Raw genomic sequence first — 17,751 nt, 5'->3', positions numbered from 1 at the left:
GACATCCTTTTTTGGAACATCTATTACTCCAGTTGTGGTCAATATCTTATAACTATCGCCTCTACTGATAATTGCTCCCTGTATTTGCTTACCAGAATATAAGCGCACTACATCAATGCGTTCACATGCTTCTTTTATTTCCTCCAGTGTTCTTGTTTTTTGTTGCATCAGGCGCTCTATACGCTCCTTTTTGATCTGCTGTTTTATTTCATCATCTGTCAATGTTTCTATCTTCTGTACTTTCTCAACATTCTGTTTTATTGTATCCTGAACTTTTTCAAGTGCCTCTGGTTTTACTAAAACCTCCTGCGGCAGCACTTCAACCTTTGCGGCTGTTTCAATCTTTATTTTGTCTTTTACCGAAATCTCCTGTATGGCAACCGGCACCTCTTTAGCTACCGTTTCTTCCTCAACAGTAACTATCGCCTCTTTACCTGCTTCAACCATTGTTTCTTTAACTTCTGTCACCTGGACCTCTTTGGTTTCAGTAATTGGTTTTACACTTACACTGCCAGTATTCACAGCTATCTTGCCAATCTTTTCATCAGCTTTAACCAGAAATTGTGTTCCACGTACACTTGCTACAACTGATCGTGTTTTTATAACATATTCCTGACCCTTCTGCAAGCGTTCAACCTTTGATATTATCTCGCCTTTTTCTAAATACAGTGTTGTGGAAGTGTCTATGAGGGAATTTACTGCTACTTTACTGTTACTGCCAATATGCGCAACTGCCTTATCAGCTATTTGCACAACTGCAATAGACTGCGTGCCTGTTGCAATGATATCATTAGGCCCTACAACCTGCCCCAAAACTACAGGGATGTTTACATCGTTACGAAGTATTGTCACATCGCCCTGGGTAAAAATAATATGCGCGGGAACTGCTTTTTGTTGGGGTTTACAACCAATAGATAAGATAGTAATGAAAAGGATTGCAGCTAAAATGTATGAAGTATGCTGCAGTTGTTTAATAATCATTTTTATCCTCCACAAAACATTTTAATTATATGTGCTGTATCCTCCGAATGTGCGATGATGATACATTGTAGTTTACCAGTTAAGTAATAACAAACTGTAACTATAAATTCTACCATTGAATAAAACTCTTAGCAATATGAATAATATTACATTGGATGTACAATCGTTGTATTATTATAATTACTGCTATTAATATGTAAATCCTTTTTTATAATTTTTTACAATCCAGCTGGATTATTAATTTTCTAATTGATAGCTTTGTATCGTATATAAATTCCTTACATGATTTTATCTTGATTTTTAAAACCCGCTCTGCTACATTATTATAAAAAACAAATTGTAAGAGGTAAAATTTTATGTCTGATGATTCAAATCATGTTGTTGAGTCAAAACACCTGATACTGCCGTCTGAAATTTTGCCCGAAATTATACCCATTATACCCATATCCCACAGGCCAATATTCCCCGGCATGATGGTACCACTGGTTCTTACCGGTGAAACCATGCTTGCCACCGCCCGGGCCATTGCTGAATCCGATCATAAAATTGGCGGAGTGGTACTAATCCAGAATCAACGTGAAAGCATGGTTACATCTGATGACCTTTACAAGGTGGGAGTTACCATCAAGGTATTGAAGATAGCACCTATCGATGAAAACACCATACAGGTGATGGTTAACGCATTGAAGCGCTTTACTCTGGTACAGGTTATGACTGAACAGCCTATTATTCGCTGGAAGGTGGATCACTATTATGAACCCGAACTTGAACCAACTGATGAGATGAAAGCTTACTCGGCGGCAATTCTTTCATCTGTAAAAGAATTAATAAAATCCAATTCCCTGTTTCAGGAAGAGCTTAAACTTTTCCTTAACCGCTTTAGCTTAGAAGACCCGGGTAAATTAGCTGATTTTGTAGCATCCCTCACTTCAGCCGAACCTGCAGAGGTGCAGGATATCCTTGAAACATTTGATGTTAAAGCACGTGTTGAAAAGGTACTCCTGCTTTTAAAAAAGGAGCTTGAATTATCAAAATTACAGAAAAAAATTTCACAGCAAATTGAAGAGCGCATTGCCAAAAATCAGAAGGAATTCTTTTTGCGAGAGCAGCTCAAAGAAATCAAAAAAGAGCTGGGCCTTGAAAAAGATGAAAAAACATCTGAAATTGAAAAATTTGAAGAGCGTGTCAAAAAACTTAAGTTAAGTGAAGAAGCGTTAAAACGTTTTAACGAAGAATTAGAAAAATTAAAAGTACTTGAGCCGCATTCAGCTGAATATGGTGTAAGCCGAAATTATTTAGACTGGCTTACTTCACTGCCCTGGGGAATTTATTCTCAGGACAACTATGACATTCACAAAGCAAAAAAAATTCTGGACCGCGACCACTACGGGCTTCAGGATATAAAAGATAGAATTTTAGAATTTATCAGCGCGGGCAAAAAGAAGGGCAGTATTACCGGTTCAATAATTTGTTTTGTTGGGCCTCCCGGTGTTGGTAAAACATCCATTGGTAAATCAGTGGCTGCTGCATTGAACCGAAAATTTTATCGCTTTTCACTTGGTGGCATGCGCGATGAAGCTGAAATCAAAGGTCACCGGCGGACCTACATTGGTGCAATGCCTGGCAAAATTATCCAGAGCCCCAAAGTGGTAGAAACATCAAACCCGGTTATCATGCTTGATGAGATAGATAAAATAGGAGCAAGCTTTCAGGGCGATCCTGCATCAGCCCTTTTAGAGGTGCTTGACCCTGAACAGAATTCACAGTTCCTTGATCATTATTTGGATGTACGCTATGATTTATCCAATATTCTTTTCATTGCAACCGCCAATCAATTAGACACTATACCCTTGCCTTTGATGGACCGTATGGAGATTATGCATCTGTCCGGCTATATACTGGAAGAAAAATTAGAGATAGCAAAGCGATACCTCATACCCAAGCAACTGAAAGAGCATGGACTGCATAAAAACGAAGTTAAGATAGATACAGCAGCCCTAAAAAATATCATAGATGGATATGCGCGTGAAGCTGGTGTTCGAAGTTTGGAAAACAACATAAAAAAGATTATGCGAAAAGCCACCCGACAAATTATTGAAGGGACAACATCAACAGTTACTGTTACAACTCAAAATTTAGAAGAGTTTTTGGGCAAACCTCGCTTTACCGATGAATCACTGTATAAAAAGCCAATTCCGGGAGTTGTCATGGGGCTTGCATGGACAAGCTTAGGTGGTGCAACATTGTATATTGAAGCTACTGCTATTCCTTCTAAAACAAAGGGTTTTACCCAAACAGGACAGCTTGGCAATGTCATGAAAGAATCAACGGAAATTGCTTATTCGTATATCCGTTCCAAAGTTAAGCAGTTTGGCATTGATCCTGATTTCTTTGAAAATCATTTTATACACCTGCATGTACCAGCAGGGGCAACACCAAAGGATGGTCCATCAGCCGGCATTACCATGGCAACGGCGCTATATTCTCTTGCTAAAAATAAGCCCATTAAAAAAAGTGTGGCAATGACTGGCGAGCTTACCATTACCGGAAGAGTGCTTCCCATTGGCGGTGTAAAAGAAAAGACCCTTGCAGCTAAACGAGCAAAGGTTAAAACCATCATTTATCCTGCTGAGAATAAAAAAGATTTTGATGAATTACCCGAACATATCAAGAAAGGCATTGATGCCCGCTTTGTAAGCTATTTTGAGGAAGTGCTGGATATAGTGTATTAATTTTTGGCGATAGTTACTGTTAACAGGCTTTACCGTAAAGAGTATACTATTATAAAAGTATTTTTTTCATTGCCTGTTCAATTGCCTGGATGAAGGTCTTTGCATCATTAAGTGAACTGAGGGCGTCTTCTTTGTCGATAGAATCAAAATCACCATAATCAACGTCAGTCCTGCGCGATAAGAGCAGTTTGAATTTCTTGATCATTTCAGCAGAAAGTATTTCTTTTTTTACAAATCGTAAACGTAACATTGTAATTATGCCATCGTGTGTTTCCGGATTTGCTCCTTCTAATATCAACAATGCCCGTGCAGCATTTAATGCAGCATAATAACTTCTGTTAATTGACGTTCTGTACCGTCCATCATCGTAATTTCTTTCTGCATCATCAAGGAATTCCTTTGCTTTTTTCAATCTGAACTGGCTCAATGTTTTTTTATCTTCAGCTGAAAGGGTCATATCTTTATACCTTCATTAATTATATTGTCATAAAAAGGGCTGTTATACTGTTTTTCTAATTCAAATGCATATTCGTCTTTAATGAGTGGTGAAAATGATACATTGTATTTCAACTCTTCATTCACTAGTATTGAAACTATCATATCTTCCAGCTGGGGTATTTTCTTTTTAATTACAATAAGAACATCAAAATCAGAACCAGCGGTAAAATCACCTCGCACCCTTGAACCAAACGCATACATGCATACAAAGTGTTCAGGGATTATTTGCAATAACCTTTCTTTAATTTTCTGTAAGGCTTCTATCTCAACTGTTAACATCAGTGCTCTACCTTTTACAAAAGGTATTAAAACTATACAAAATAGAGGATTGCCTGTCAATAATATTGGTAAAAAAGTAATGATTAGTGTGATGATGAAAAAAAATTACTTGAAAATTCCAGAAAAGTTAGTATTTTAATATTATATAAATTATTACAAAAGGTTTATTATGAACATAACTATTACAGATTCGGCTAAACAAAAAATTATTGAAGCTGCTAAAGACGTTGATTTTAAGCAGCCAGGATTGCGTCTGGTTTTTGCTGGCATTGGATGAGGCGGCCCCCGTCTGGGGCTGGCTCTGGATGAGTCAGAAAACACTAACGATACTGTTGTCATTGCAAATGAAATCCCGGTAATCTATGACAGCGATATTGCACGGTTTATGGATGCAGGAACTAATGTTACTATAGATTTTGTGGACACACCGTATGGTGCTGGTTTTATAGTTGATACAGGTTCATCCTGTGGATAAATGTTAAAAGGTACTGCTATGAAAGAAGCTATCTGGTTTTTGATTCTTATGGCACTGTGGTTTGCATTGAATATTTATGTGTTTCCAAAGCTTGGCATTCGTACCTGACTATCGCAATCATGCCCTGTGGAACAGAGCATAGATAAACACAAAACAGATGATGTAAATATTAAAAAGTAAAAAAATTGTTGACATTTTTTATTTCTAGATTTTATGTCATTCAACGATATAATTTAAAAGGCAGTAAACGTAAAACGCCAATGAAAATTACATTATTAACATTTGCAATTAATAATAGCTGGTGGTGGTGGACAAACATGATGTCCACCTGAAGGGCTATTATTGTATAAATGAAAATGGCAAAGCCGTGGGTGGACATCAAACCCACGGCTTTTTTTATGCATGCTTTAAGGCCGTGGGTTTAATCAAAATCCACGGCTTTTTTATTTTAACGGCAAGGAGACGAATTATGTATCCAACATTACAGCAATGCAAAAATTTGAGCAACACATATAACCGCATCCCTATCTATAAGCAGCTCAATATTTCCCATCCGGGTTTACTGCTTATACTGAAATCGTTTATCAATAACGGTGACTGCATCTTCTTTGAGAGCGCCAAACAAAACAAAAAGCAAAGCCGCTTTTCATTTTTGGGTTTTAACCCGGTACAAACGTTTTACCTTACCCCACCATATATTATTATATGCGATAGCTCTAAAACAACGACAATCCCCTGCTCTGATCCATTCGATTTTATTGACAAATATATTGCTCGCTATCGCTCACCTTCTTTTAACCGCTTTGGTTCATTCAATGGCGGGTTGTCCGGTTATTTTTCGTATGACCTGGTTAACTATACCGGTCATTTGCGACAGCTCATACACCAGGACACATTGCATCCATTAATGGTACTGCACCACATTGATAACTTCATCTGCTTCGACAATAAGTACAATACCTACTACATTGCTACATGTATCTACACTGATAAAGGAAGCATTGAATCACTATATGAGCAGGCACTACAGCGCCTTCATACCTACGAAGACACCATTATAACTGCACTATCCTCAACTTCACTGCCGTACCTGCCCGCATATTCTGAATCAATAAACCTGGATTTTACAATCTCGCCAGATTCATTTATGGATTCAGTGTCACAGGCTAAAACCTTAATTGAAGATGGTGAAGCATTACAGATCGTGTTAAGTATGCGGGCATACATCAATGAACCTGTTGACCCCTATCGTTTTTATCTCAAACTGAGGCAGGTCAATCCATCACCGTATATGTTTTATATGAAACATGGTGACCTTACTGTTACCGGTAGCTCGCCTGAGATTCATGTTAAAGTACAGGACAATATTGCTACATTAAGGCCAATTGCAGGAACTATCGCCCAGGGAAAAACAAAAAGTCAAAATACTAAAAACAAGGAACTTTTGCTCAATAACGAAAAAGAACGCGCAGAGCACCTGATGCTTGTTGATTTAGCACGCAATGATTTAAGCATCATCGCAAAGCCAGGAAGCGTGCAGGTTGGACAGTTCATGCAACCAGAAGATTATTCGCACGTTATTCATTTAGTTTCAAATGTTACCGCCACACTCAACGATGGTATCCGTTTAAGCGATGTGCTGCGCCACACCTTCCCTGCTGGCACGGTAACAGGGGCCCCCAAGGTGCGCGCTATTGAGATCATTGACCAGCTTGAACCACATCCGCGCGGCATTTACGCAGGATGTGTGGGCTACATTGGATTTAACAATACCATGGATACCTGCATTACTATTCGCACAGCAGTTTTTTCACCGCAAGGGTCATTTTTACAGGCAGGTGCCGGCATTGTGTACGATAGTATCCCTGAAAATGAATTTAATGAAATAGTAAATAAACTTAAAGCACTTTCAGTAAGCCTGCCGTTTGCAAAAATAAAAACCATGTTAAAGGAGATTGTGTAATGTTCTGTATAATTGATAACTACGACTCGTTTACCTATAACTTAGTTGAGTACATGCGCATACTGGGACAAGAGGTAGATGTTTACCGCAACGATACTAATTTTGAGTCAATTAATTTCCATAAATACACTGGTATCATTGTATCACCTGGCCCTTCGTCCCCACAGCATTCAGGCATTACAGTAACTGTCATCCAAAACATTGATGATATACCCATCCTGGGCGTGTGCTTAGGTATGCAAGCAATTGGATATGTATATGGCGGAGCGATAGTTCATGCAAAAAAGATCATGCACGGTAAAACTGATATTATTGAGCACTACGGTGGTAATCTTTTCCACAATATACCACAACAATTTACCGCTGTCCGTTACCATTCATTGGTGGTAAGTACAATAAATTTCCCCCACTGCCTTAGCATTGAAGCCCGTTCAAGCGATGGTGAAATCATGGCTTTAAAACATAAAACAAAATTTGTGTGGGGTGTACAATTTCACCCGGAATCGTACGCATCAGAGTACGGTTTACAGATTTTAAAAAATTTTATAGGAGGATGTTATGAAAACAGAACAGCTTATAACACAAACAATTGAAGGCAACACACTGTCCATGGAACAATCAGAGTATTTATTTGATTCCATCTTTGATGGCAGGATATCACAGGTTGAGCTTGCCGCAGTACTTGCTGCAATGAAAGTACGCAAGGAAAAGCCTGAAGAAATCAGTGGTGCCATTAAATCAATGCGAAAATTTGCAGTAAGCCTTCCCATCACTGAAAGCGTTTTTGATACCTGTGGTACTGGTGGTGACCATTCACATTCCTTTAACATATCCAGTGCTGTTGCCATTATTCTTAACGCTATGGGCTACCCAATTGCAAAACATGGCAACCGTTCAGTAACCAGCAAAAGCGGTTCCGCTGATTTTTATGAAGCTCTGAATATACCGGTAAACCTTTCAGGCCAGGATGCGGTACGCTATTTTAATAAAAATAAATTTATATTTTTGTTTGCACCCAACTATCATCCTGCCATGAAACATGCTGCCCCGGTTAGAAAGCAATTGGCCGTTAGAACCATATTTAACTATTTAGGGCCACTTACCAACCCATTGCACCCAAAACGGCAGATGATTGGAGTTTTTCATCCTTCATTTTTAGAAGTTTATGCACAGGCAGCATTGCCTCTGGGATATGAACGGCTAATACTGTACTCTTCTACAAATGGCATGGATGAGGTATCGCCACTATATCCAACCAATGTTGTTGAAATTCGTGATAACGAGGTCAGCGCGTTTTCTATTAATCCAGAAAATTTTTTGAGTAAAGATGATGCTAATGCTATTCCAAAAGATTTGTCACCACAGGAGAATGCAACACTGTTTATAGAAACTATTAATAGCAATAGACCTACACCGCTTAGCAAGCTTTTAGCGTTGAATACAGCATTGGCGCTTTTTGTACTGGATGATAATTCATCCATAGACAATAATTATGCAGTGGCACTTGATGTCATTCATAGTGGCAGTGTTGCACAAACACTTACCAAACTTCAGGAAGGGTAACCCATGTTTTCACTTGCAATGATGAAGCATAAAAAATTGCAGCAGCGTTCTGAGGTCATTAATATGTTACAAATATTCTCAAAACGCAATCGCCCCATGTATCCATTTGTGTGCGATAGTTCTATTAATATCATCGCAGAAGTAAAAAAAGCTTCGCCTTCAGCTGGCTTAATTAACAATGTTGAGCCGGCCACACAGGCAATACTGTATCAGAAAGCCGGTGCAAAAGCGGTGAGTGTTTTGGCTGATGGTGAGTATTTTGGGGGAAGCTATACCGATATACAGAGTGTAGCAGAGGCTATAAAGCTGCCTGTCCTTTGCAAAGAGTTTATATGTTATCCCGAACAGATTGATGTTGCATATAACGCTGGTGCAGATATAATACTGCTTATTGCAGCTATGCTTACTGCTGATGAATTACATCAGCTTTATGCATATACTATTCATAAAGGATTGTTGCCACTTATTGAAGTGCACACAAAAAATGAACTTGATTATGTTCTTACATTACAACCTGACTATATAATGGTCAATATACGGAATTTGAACACGCTTGAACTTGAGTATGACACAGCCATTGCTACATTGAAAAGCATTCCGTACAATATTAAGAAGATTTGTGCCAGTGGCATTGACAATTCCAAAACTATTCAACACATCAAAGAGCACACAGGAACAACCATATATTTAGTTGGAACAGCCCTTATGAAAGCCACTGATCCACAAAAACGTATACAGGAGTTTTCTAATGTTTGTTAAATTTTGTGGTTTTACACGGCCCAAAGATGTTGAAGCTGCCTGCAATTTAGGTGTAAGTGCCTGCGGGTTTATCTTTTATACAGGATCACCACGCTTCTGTAACTTTACTAAAGCCAGAGAGTGTATCGCCATCTGCAATAATCACGGCGTAATGAGCGTGGGAGTATTTATAGATAATAGCCCTACTGCTGTGGCATCCATTGCTAAAACCTTAGGTCTTGCGGCACTGCAGGTTTACTCTGAGGATTTATACGTGGAACTATCGCCCCATTTTACTATTTTTTTTGGAATGAGGGTAAGTAAAAATTTTTCCATTGAGATGGTCCCTGTGATTGATACAAAAGACTATTATCTTTTTGACACATTTGATAGCTCACAATTTGGAGGCACAGGAAAACAATTTGACTGGGGAAGCGTTGCATCATTTTCTCACCTGAATAGAACCATTATTTCTGGTGGAGTAAATATACATAATGTCCAGAAACTGTGTGCCACATTAAAACCTTTTGGCATTGATGTGGCAAGCGGAATAGAAGATAGTCCCGGCATAAAAAATTTTTCCAAAATGAAACAACTAATAAAAACAATTAAGGAGTGTGGCCATGACATATCCCGATAACAACGGATACTTTGGAAGCTACGGCGGAAGGTTTGTTCCTGAAACGCTTATCAACGCTCTCATAGAATTAGAAGATGCATATAAGCATTTTTTGCAGGATGCATCCTTGCAACAGGAACTAAATGATTTATTGCACCACTATGCGGGAAGACCAACACCATTATACTTTGCCAGGCGACTTTCTGAACTAACCGGAATATCGCTTTATCTTAAACGAGAAGACTTGCTTCACACCGGTGCTCACAAGCTCAATAACACCCTGGGGCAGGCTTTGCTTACACGCTTTATGGGCAAAAAGCGCATCATTGCCGAAACGGGTGCAGGGCAGCATGGCGTTGCCACTGCCACGGTTGCTGCATTGCTGGGTTTGGAGTGCACTATTTACATGGGTTCAGTTGACATTGAAAGGCAAATGCCCAATGTTAAAAGAATGAAGCTTCTGGGTGCACAGGTTATACCGGTAACATCAGGAAGCAAAACGTTAAAGGATGCCATAAACGAGGCGCTTCGTGATTGGGTGCGCAATGTACGTACAACGCATTATCTGCTTGGCTCGGTTAGCGGTCCACATCCATTTCCAGTAATTGTGCGGGATTTCCAAAAAGTCATTGGCAATGAAGCGCTGCAACAGTTTTCAACAAGTACAGGAATGCTGCCCGAATATTGTGTTGCCTGTGTTGGTGGCGGTAGCAATGCTGCAGGTTTCTTCCATGCATTCATTAATACTTCCACACAGTGCATTGGTGTTGAAGCTGGAGGTAAAGGGCTGCATCCCGGAGGGCATTGTGCATCGCTTACTTTAGGCAAGCCCGGGATTCTGCATGGTGCATTAAGCTATCTGTTACAGGATGATGACGGACAGGTTATGGATGTACATTCCATTTCTGCAGGGCTTGACTATCCAGCAGTTGGCCCCGAGCATAGCTTCTGGAAAGACAGCAATAAGGTTACGTACACCACATGTTCCGACAAACAAGCTCTGGATGCGTGTATCACACTTACACGTACTGAAGGTATTATCCCGGCGCTTGAAAGCAGCCACGCATTGGGCTATGTACTTGAAAACAGAGACAATTTTGCCGGCGCATCGGTTATCATTAATCTTTCTGGTCGTGGTGATAAAGACTTAGACACTATATTGAAGGAAGTGGATATATGAAATACAATGGATTTTATTTGGTTGGCAATTATCCTGACCAGGAAATATTTTTGCAGGCAGCCATAGAAGGACTGCGCTATTTTGATTTTATTGAGATAGGGCTTCCATTCAGCGACCCGGTAGCCGATGGGCCGTTACTTGCATCAGCATCACACAAAGCACTTGAAGCTGGTGTATCAACAGAGGCTGTTTTACAAAGCTGTAGTGTATTGAACGAATATATTACTAATCACAACAAATCAAAAAAAATATATATCATGACGTATGCCAATAAAATTTTTCATAACGGCATTGATACTGCTTTTCAAAATTTTGCCTTACATGGTGTGAAAGGGATCATACTGGCTGACGTGCCGTATATTGAGTCTCGCCGATTTGCTGAACACGCACAGGCATACAATTTAGACTACATTCATTTCATTACACCTGAATCAACAGTAGAGCAAATTCAAAATATTTGTTCACAGGCAACGGGCTTTCTTTACACTGTTTCACTTCGTGGGACCACTGGCAGTACTCTGATTATCAGTGACGAGATTAAACATATTCTTACCACGGCAAAACGTTTTGCAAAGATTCCTGTTCTCCTGGGATTTGGCATTCAGAATAAAGAAGACATTACGCAGGCACTGAAGTATGCTGATGGATTTATTATGGGGACAGCTCTGGTGAAAAAATTGGAAGAGGGAATAAATACATATAAAGATTTTTTATATCAGCTTTTTAACTAGTTTGTAATATTTTACAATGAAGCTATTTAATGGGGAACTTCTTATCTCCATGCCTGGCGATAGTTATTGTATATAAATCCTTCCACTGTGTGCTGTAAAATAGCCTCCCTTCAGGTCACCTGCACTGAGCTTGCTGAAGGGTCGCACGCATCTCAACGTGCCGTACCTGTCTGTACAGCACGATGTTGCCCTGTCATTGCTCTTGATGTAATCTTCACTGTGCTTGTAGTACTTCATATAAAATAAAATCATTTATTTGTTATCATCAAAGAGCACTTTACCGGTATACATTTTGTATTTTTTTCTATCCTTTATTTACGTGTAAACCTTAGGCATTATACTCTTAACCTCACCAGCACTCATCACCACACCGTTTTCATATTCTGTCAATCATTTTCACAAGGGGAACGGGGATTTCATACGCCAGCCCCCGTTCCCCTTGGTATCCCCTTGCCCCCGGCTTGCGGCTATCGTTTTTTGTCCCGACCTCCGTCGGGATTCCCTGCGCTCCTCGCTTCACGGTGGGGGCTGCGGAACTCGCCCCGATTTCCTCGGGGCTCATACAGTCCTCGCCCTTTTTCCACCCTGAAGCTCCGGTGCTCAGCAAAAAAACGCCGCTGCCCGCTTATTGCTCAGTTTTTTTCTGTTTGTTGGTGTTGTTGCCATTTTGATCCGTGATGCACTCAAGTAATTTCCCTTCACGCACCCCATAGCCTGCTATAACTACGCCACCATCAGGATAGGTGGATATGTAGCCATATTTACCGGTAGTATAGTATTTAAGCAATTCAATCACCTTGCTATCTTTTTTTTTCTATAGCAATATCCAATGGTGTTTTCCCTTCATTATTACGAATATCTTTCCTGGCACCATATTTTAATAATAATGATAGTAATTCTATTGGTCTTTCCCTTATTACTGCATAGTGCAAAGCTGTATTGCCTAGTTTATCCTGATGATTAATATTAATACCTTTGTGTATTAAATGTGTTATATAACGATAATTTTTATTAATATTTTTTTCTTTAAATCTATATGAAACAATAACTGATGCTATTAATGCATTAACTCCATTTTTTGAAATACTGTTTAATTCCAAACCTTTCATTAATAATTTGTCTAAGATGTAACAATCATAACCACAATAGCTATACCATATTATAGCATTTTCACCTTTCTTATTACAGACTTGTATTTTTAATTTACTATTATTAATTAAATATACTATTACATTATTTTCCCCTTCCAATAAAGCCATAAATAATAATGGATAACCTTCTTTATTGACGTTATTTATATTGGCTCCGTTATCAATATACATTTTCGATAAATCATAACTCCACAAACAATAAGCCAATGGTATATTACCAAAATTATCAACCTGATTTATATTTGCACCTTTGCTTATTAAAAATTTCATAGTATTAATATTTATAGTTAGAAATAAACAATTTTGTTTACATTCATTGATAGCATTAATATCTGCACCATTATTTAAAAATAATTCAATTAATTCTATATTGTTTGTTTTTACTGCTTCATGTAATGGGATATAACCTAATGATTTAAAATCATTTATGTCTAAACCTTTTTCTATAATTTTATGTATATAATCTTTTTTATTATTCTCAATAGCCTTTTTAAAATATCCAATTTCTTCTTTTGTGATTTGTTGCTTACATCCACCAACAATGATTACAAAAACAAATATTAAAAATATATATAAATATATTCTAAAATTATTCAAAATAAATGATAATATTTTTTATGTTTATGTTTATTTTGCCAATATATTTGCATAAGTAAACCCCATATTATCAAATATTTTATATACATTTTCCCAAAATTGATATAAATCGTGATTGTAATTGTATGGACTGCTATATTCGAACATCATTATTGCTGATTTACCTGCAACACCCTTTAATGCGATTATATTTATACATACTGCAATTTTACTCAATTGTTTATAATCAACAGCACCTAATGCTGTTTTTACCTCATCAAATATTGGCATCTCTGCTGTTATTCCTGACATATTTGCTATTGCTATTAACTTATCTTCTACATTGCCTTTTAGACCATCTATCCCTGCTGTTAGTATTGATGCTAGTATAAAAAATGTTTTACCATCTTCTACTAAATTTAAAGATTTTCCGATGTCATTTAAAGCTTCCATTGATTTTTTATCTAAATTTATCCCTTCTTCTGCCGCCCAATTTTTTAATGCATTTATAAATTTTGTCCCCCGCTTTTCTTCTTCAGAACACCCTAATAATTTCCCATCAGGATCTATATACCGTATGGGATTATTTCCCGCATAGTGGTACATATCCATATTCACCGCATTAAATACCCCTCCAAGCCCGGGAAGCTTTTTGCTGCCATCCTGTTGTAAGTACCAGTAAAAATCATGCTTGGTGATGGAATTGTATGTTTTATAAATGGACAAGTTTTGTTAAGCTATCTCATATTAAAATTAAAAACCATCACTTATTTTCATCTTTTCCTTGAATATCTCTTCAATAAATTTATTATATCTGTATTTCCTCTTTCTATTGCTATATCCAGCGGCGTTTTCCCTTTGTTGTTTTTTATATGTACATCAGCTCCGTGATTTAATAGTATTTGCATTATTTCTTTTTCACTATTCAACAAAGCTCCAATATGAAGTGCTGTAAAACCTTTATTGTCTTTATGATTAATATTTATCCCTTTATTTAATAGAAGAATTATAATATTATTATTTTTCAACTCTTCCACATGCTTAATACTAACCATATACCACATTAAGGCATTGAATCCATTATCAAGAACTTCATTAACATTAATTTTCTTCTCATTTATTAAATATTTTACCAATTCATAATTGCCATCAGAAACAGCCGCTAAAAATAATGAAATGCCATTTCTATTTCTGTGCTTATAATTGGCTCCTTTTTCAATATATAGTTTTGCTAATTCATAATGCCAAGAACACAAGATTAATGGTATATATCCATCTTTATCCACCTGATTAACGTTTGCTCCATGTTCAATTAAATATTCAACCGTGTTTATATCATATGTTTGAAATAAACAATTCTGATCCAATCCATTAAGAATATTTATATTAGTTCCTCTTTCCAAAAAAAGTTGTATTAATTCAATATTGTTTTTCCAAACAGCTATATGGAGTGGGATATACCCAAATGTTTTTTCATCATTCAAATCAACACCTTTTGATAAAATGTATTCAACATACTGACGATCATTTTTAATAATGGCTTCTTTAAATCTCGTCTTTTCCTCTTCCGTTAATTTATTACACCCAGTTAGCATAATAATTATAAGTTGAACAATCAATATTGTTATCTTGGCTATTTTCATATCGGTATCCCATTCATTTTTTCCTTTTATTTGTCATATCAACAATAGATCTTGCACTATTGTACTTTATTTTCCCAAATATTACTGCTACCTTGCCCCAAAATTTTGATAGTTCAATATTATTGTCTGTATAATAAATACTTGATAGTAAATTTGCATTATTTTCAGCTCCTGCAGCCGCAATTAAATTCATTCCCTTTGCTATCACCCCTAACTGATCATAATCCATAGCTCCCAACGCAGTTGCTATCTCATCAGGTAATGTTTCTGATGTCATCCCTGCCATATTGGATAATGCTATTATCTTATCTTTAACATCACTCCCATTCGATAATGAATCAAGTGCTGCCGCATATATTGATGCAATGAACAAAAATTCCTTTGCATCACTTATCATATCTAAATTATTGCCAATCCTTTTTAACTCTTCTTTACTCCTGTCATCAAGTTCTATCCCCTGCTCTAAGGCCCAATTGACCATTGCATTTACAAACTGTTTTCCGCTATCATTCTTACCGCTACATCCTAATAATATTAATTTCCCATCAGGATCCATATACCGTATGGGATTATTTCCCGCATAGTGATACACATCCATATTCACCGCATTAAATACCCCTCCAAGCCCGGGAAGCTTTTTGCTGCCATCCTGCTGTAAGTACCAGTAAAAGTCGTGCTCCGTGTCATAGTCATTGGGTTTGGGGAAGTATTTGCCTTCCTGGAGCGCCGGATCCGTACTTATCCACCTGCTTAGCCGTGCATCGTAATACCGGGCTCCAAAGTAATACAACCCTGTCTCCCTATCCAATTCCTTCCCCGTGAACTTATACGGCGTTGAGTAGCCACTTATGCTGCCGGTTGCTGAGCCTGTCGAAGCACAATCTTCTACCCACACCTCACCATACGGCAGATACTCTATCCGCTCGTGGTAGCTGCCTGTACTTGTGGTGAGCACCGACGATGAACCCAAGTGATCGCTTGCGTAATAATAGGTTGCCGGTGTTTGTTCATCTTTGTGTTTTACTATGCTTGCTACACGGGTATTGCCCACAAATACGTGATTGCTTACCAGTGTAGCTTCTGCACCCGGGGTGTTAGTCGAAGCAATAAAGCCGGTATCCACATAAATCGATTTCCCATACGGACCATCCTTGAGTATCCGCATACCTTTGGCATCATAAGTATACGTGGTTGTTACCCCTTTGCCTGCTGTGGTGTCCACTGTCTTTGTGAGCCTATTATCGTCATCCCAGTAGAGTACCCTGTTGTAATCCTTTGCCGTGTCATATACCGCTATCATATTCCCATTGGCATCATACCGATACGTTAGGTTGTCATTAATATTAGTTACCGCATGCGGCTTGTTTGACTCATAGCTGTAGGTGTAATCATACGTAAGTCCTGCATCATCCTGCCCCTTAACCTTTACCACCTGCAGCTTCTTCATAATATTCCCTATACTGCTATAGGTAAATTCATTACGGTAACTGTTCACCGTGTTCCCATTCTCTTCTATGCTACCCTCTGCCTCGGTCAGCCGATACAAACTATCATAGCTATAACTATGCCGTATGCTTTTTACAATGTTGTTACTCATCACAACACCGTTTTCACTTCTTGTCAATATATTTCCTACCCTGTCATACGTATACGCTATGTTTTGCAAGGTACTATCGCCCTGTTGTGTGACAAGCTTCACAAGCCGGTGCATTGTTGCATCATAGCTGTAACGGGTTACCACGCCATTGCCATATTCCACTTTTGTGCGGCTGCCATACTGGTCATACTCTATGTTTTTTACATATTCGCTGCGATAGTTACCTGCGTAGCCCACCACACCCTTAACCTGGCCTCCCGCATCATACGCATAACTCACACTAAAGCCATTGCTATACCATATACTGCGCACCCTGCCAAAATTGTCCCACTTCCACTGTATGGTGTAGGTCTGCCCCTCTATACTGCGACTCTTTTTTATGACCTCGCCTAAGGCTCCATACCAGTAACTATCGCTTATGCTTCCCTTTATTTCCTTAACCACACGACCGGCACCGTTATGCCCATCACCCGGGCTGCCATACTCAAAATATACATCCTCAAAATTGGGATTGTCAATCATTTTTAGCTGCTTGTAAGTGTACGTGTAGCGTATCCATTTTCCCTGCTTTTGCAAATTGTCCGTTTGCTTTGCTATAAGGTTTCCGGCATCATCATACTGGTAACTGGTTTTTCCGGTGTCGGGGTTGTCAATGCTGGTGCGCCTGCCCCAGGTGTCATACGTGATGCGGGTAGTGTTACCGGCTGCGTCTACCACCGCTATCAACTGATTGACCACATCATACTGGTAGCGTGTGGTTATATCGCCTTCCTCCGTTACCGCTATGATGTTACCACGAGTATCGCGGGCTATTACTTTACTGTTGCCATTTTGATCCGTGATGCACTCAAGTAATTTCCCTTCACGCACCCCATAGCCTGCAAGCACCTCGCCACCGTCAGGATAGGTGGTTTTTATTTTTCGCCCCATACAGTCATACTCGTACTTTGTTGGATAGAGCAGGGATACCGGCGTGTAATCAAAATTTTCTCCCTGCTCAAAATACGGCTTGCCCTCGGCAATGA

16 protein-coding genes are annotated in these 17,751 nt (G+C 38.6%); 8 read left to right on the top strand and 8 right to left on the bottom strand.

Annotation, left to right across the window (positions count from 1 at the left end; all coding sequences use genetic code 11):
* Positions 1 to 981, bottom strand: a 981-nt coding sequence (locus tag AB1444_14530) for a FecR domain-containing protein (GenBank protein ID MEW6527870.1), incomplete at its 3' end; no start/stop codon positions are given.
* A 356-nt stretch (positions 982 to 1,337) separates the two neighbouring features.
* Between AB1444_14530 and lon the strand changes: the two genes are divergently transcribed.
* Positions 1,338 to 3,713, top strand: coding sequence for an endopeptidase La (gene lon / locus AB1444_14525; GenBank protein ID MEW6527869.1), 2,376 nt, complete (start codon positions 1,338 to 1,340; stop codon positions 3,711 to 3,713).
* A gap of 49 nt (positions 3,714 to 3,762) precedes the next feature.
* Here the strand turns inward: lon and AB1444_14520 are convergent, their stop codons facing one another.
* A complete protein-coding gene (locus AB1444_14520) occupies positions 3,763 to 4,170 on the bottom strand; it encodes a HEPN domain-containing protein (protein ID MEW6527868.1) in 408 nt (135 codons plus the stop codon).
* The gene (locus AB1444_14515) at positions 4,167 to 4,490 is read right to left on the bottom strand and encodes a nucleotidyltransferase domain-containing protein (GenBank protein ID MEW6527867.1); all 324 of its coding nucleotides are present in this window, start codon (positions 4,488 to 4,490) and stop codon (positions 4,167 to 4,169) included. The genes AB1444_14520 and AB1444_14515 overlap by 4 nt, the downstream gene beginning before the upstream one ends.
* 944 nt (positions 4,491 to 5,434) lie before the next feature.
* On the opposite strand from AB1444_14515, the gene AB1444_14510 reads away from it, so the two are divergent.
* Genes AB1444_14510 through trpA form a run of 7 tightly spaced genes read left to right on the top strand, consistent with a single transcriptional unit; the run spans position 5,435 to position 11,759 of the window.
* Positions 5,435 to 6,928, top strand: coding sequence for an anthranilate synthase component I family protein (locus AB1444_14510; GenBank protein MEW6527866.1), 1,494 nt, complete (start codon positions 5,435 to 5,437; stop codon positions 6,926 to 6,928).
* Positions 6,928 to 7,521 (top strand): aminodeoxychorismate/anthranilate synthase component II, encoded by a 594-nt coding sequence (locus AB1444_14505; protein ID MEW6527865.1) that lies wholly within the window; start codon positions 6,928 to 6,930, stop codon positions 7,519 to 7,521. The genes AB1444_14510 and AB1444_14505 overlap by 1 nt, the downstream gene beginning before the upstream one ends.
* A complete protein-coding gene (gene trpD / locus AB1444_14500) occupies positions 7,487 to 8,491 on the top strand; it encodes an anthranilate phosphoribosyltransferase (protein MEW6527864.1) in 1,005 nt (334 codons plus the stop codon). The genes AB1444_14505 and trpD overlap by 35 nt, the downstream gene beginning before the upstream one ends.
* A 3-nt stretch (positions 8,492 to 8,494) precedes the next feature.
* Positions 8,495 to 9,250, top strand: a complete 756-nt coding sequence (locus AB1444_14495) for an indole-3-glycerol-phosphate synthase (protein MEW6527863.1) — start codon at positions 8,495 to 8,497, stop codon at positions 9,248 to 9,250.
* Complete coding sequence (locus AB1444_14490) at positions 9,240 to 9,869, top strand: phosphoribosylanthranilate isomerase (protein MEW6527862.1); 630 nt, start codon at positions 9,240 to 9,242, stop codon at positions 9,867 to 9,869. The genes AB1444_14495 and AB1444_14490 overlap by 11 nt, the downstream gene beginning before the upstream one ends.
* Entirely contained in the window at positions 9,853 to 11,028 is a 1,176-nt protein-coding gene (gene trpB / locus AB1444_14485) for a tryptophan synthase subunit beta (GenBank protein ID MEW6527861.1), read from the top strand. The genes AB1444_14490 and trpB overlap by 17 nt, the downstream gene beginning before the upstream one ends.
* Positions 11,025 to 11,759, top strand: a complete 735-nt coding sequence (gene trpA / locus AB1444_14480) for a tryptophan synthase subunit alpha (GenBank protein MEW6527860.1) — start codon at positions 11,025 to 11,027, stop codon at positions 11,757 to 11,759. The genes trpB and trpA overlap by 4 nt, the downstream gene beginning before the upstream one ends.
* A gap of 625 nt (positions 11,760 to 12,384) precedes the next feature.
* Here trpA and AB1444_14475 read toward each other — a convergent pair.
* The 5 genes from AB1444_14475 to AB1444_14455 all read right to left on the bottom strand — a co-directional run.
* Positions 12,385 to 12,555 carry a hypothetical protein gene (locus AB1444_14475; GenBank protein ID MEW6527859.1) on the bottom strand — a complete coding sequence of 57 codons (171 nt, stop codon included), beginning with the start codon at positions 12,553 to 12,555 and terminating at the stop codon, positions 12,385 to 12,387.
* Positions 12,556 to 12,559: 4 nt separating this feature from the next.
* Positions 12,560 to 13,507 carry an ankyrin repeat domain-containing protein gene (locus AB1444_14470; GenBank protein MEW6527858.1) on the bottom strand — a complete coding sequence of 316 codons (948 nt, stop codon included), beginning with the start codon at positions 13,505 to 13,507 and terminating at the stop codon, positions 12,560 to 12,562.
* A gap of 30 nt (positions 13,508 to 13,537) precedes the next feature.
* Entirely contained in the window at positions 13,538 to 14,098 is a 561-nt protein-coding gene (locus tag AB1444_14465) for a hypothetical protein (protein ID MEW6527857.1), read from the bottom strand.
* Between the two features lie 161 nt (positions 14,099 to 14,259).
* The gene (locus tag AB1444_14460) at positions 14,260 to 15,129 is read right to left on the bottom strand and encodes an ankyrin repeat domain-containing protein (GenBank protein MEW6527856.1); all 870 of its coding nucleotides are present in this window, start codon (positions 15,127 to 15,129) and stop codon (positions 14,260 to 14,262) included.
* Positions 15,130 to 15,142: 13 nt separating this feature from the next.
* Positions 15,143 to 17,751 (bottom strand): RHS repeat-associated core domain-containing protein (locus AB1444_14455; protein ID MEW6527855.1); only part of this gene is annotated, 2,609 nt, incomplete at its 5' end.

It is taken from the genome of Spirochaetota bacterium (assembly GCA_040756435.1).
Classification (GTDB): domain Bacteria; phylum Spirochaetota; class UBA4802; order UBA4802; family UB4802; genus UBA4802.
This window is presented reverse-complemented; position numbering and strand designations above follow the sequence as displayed.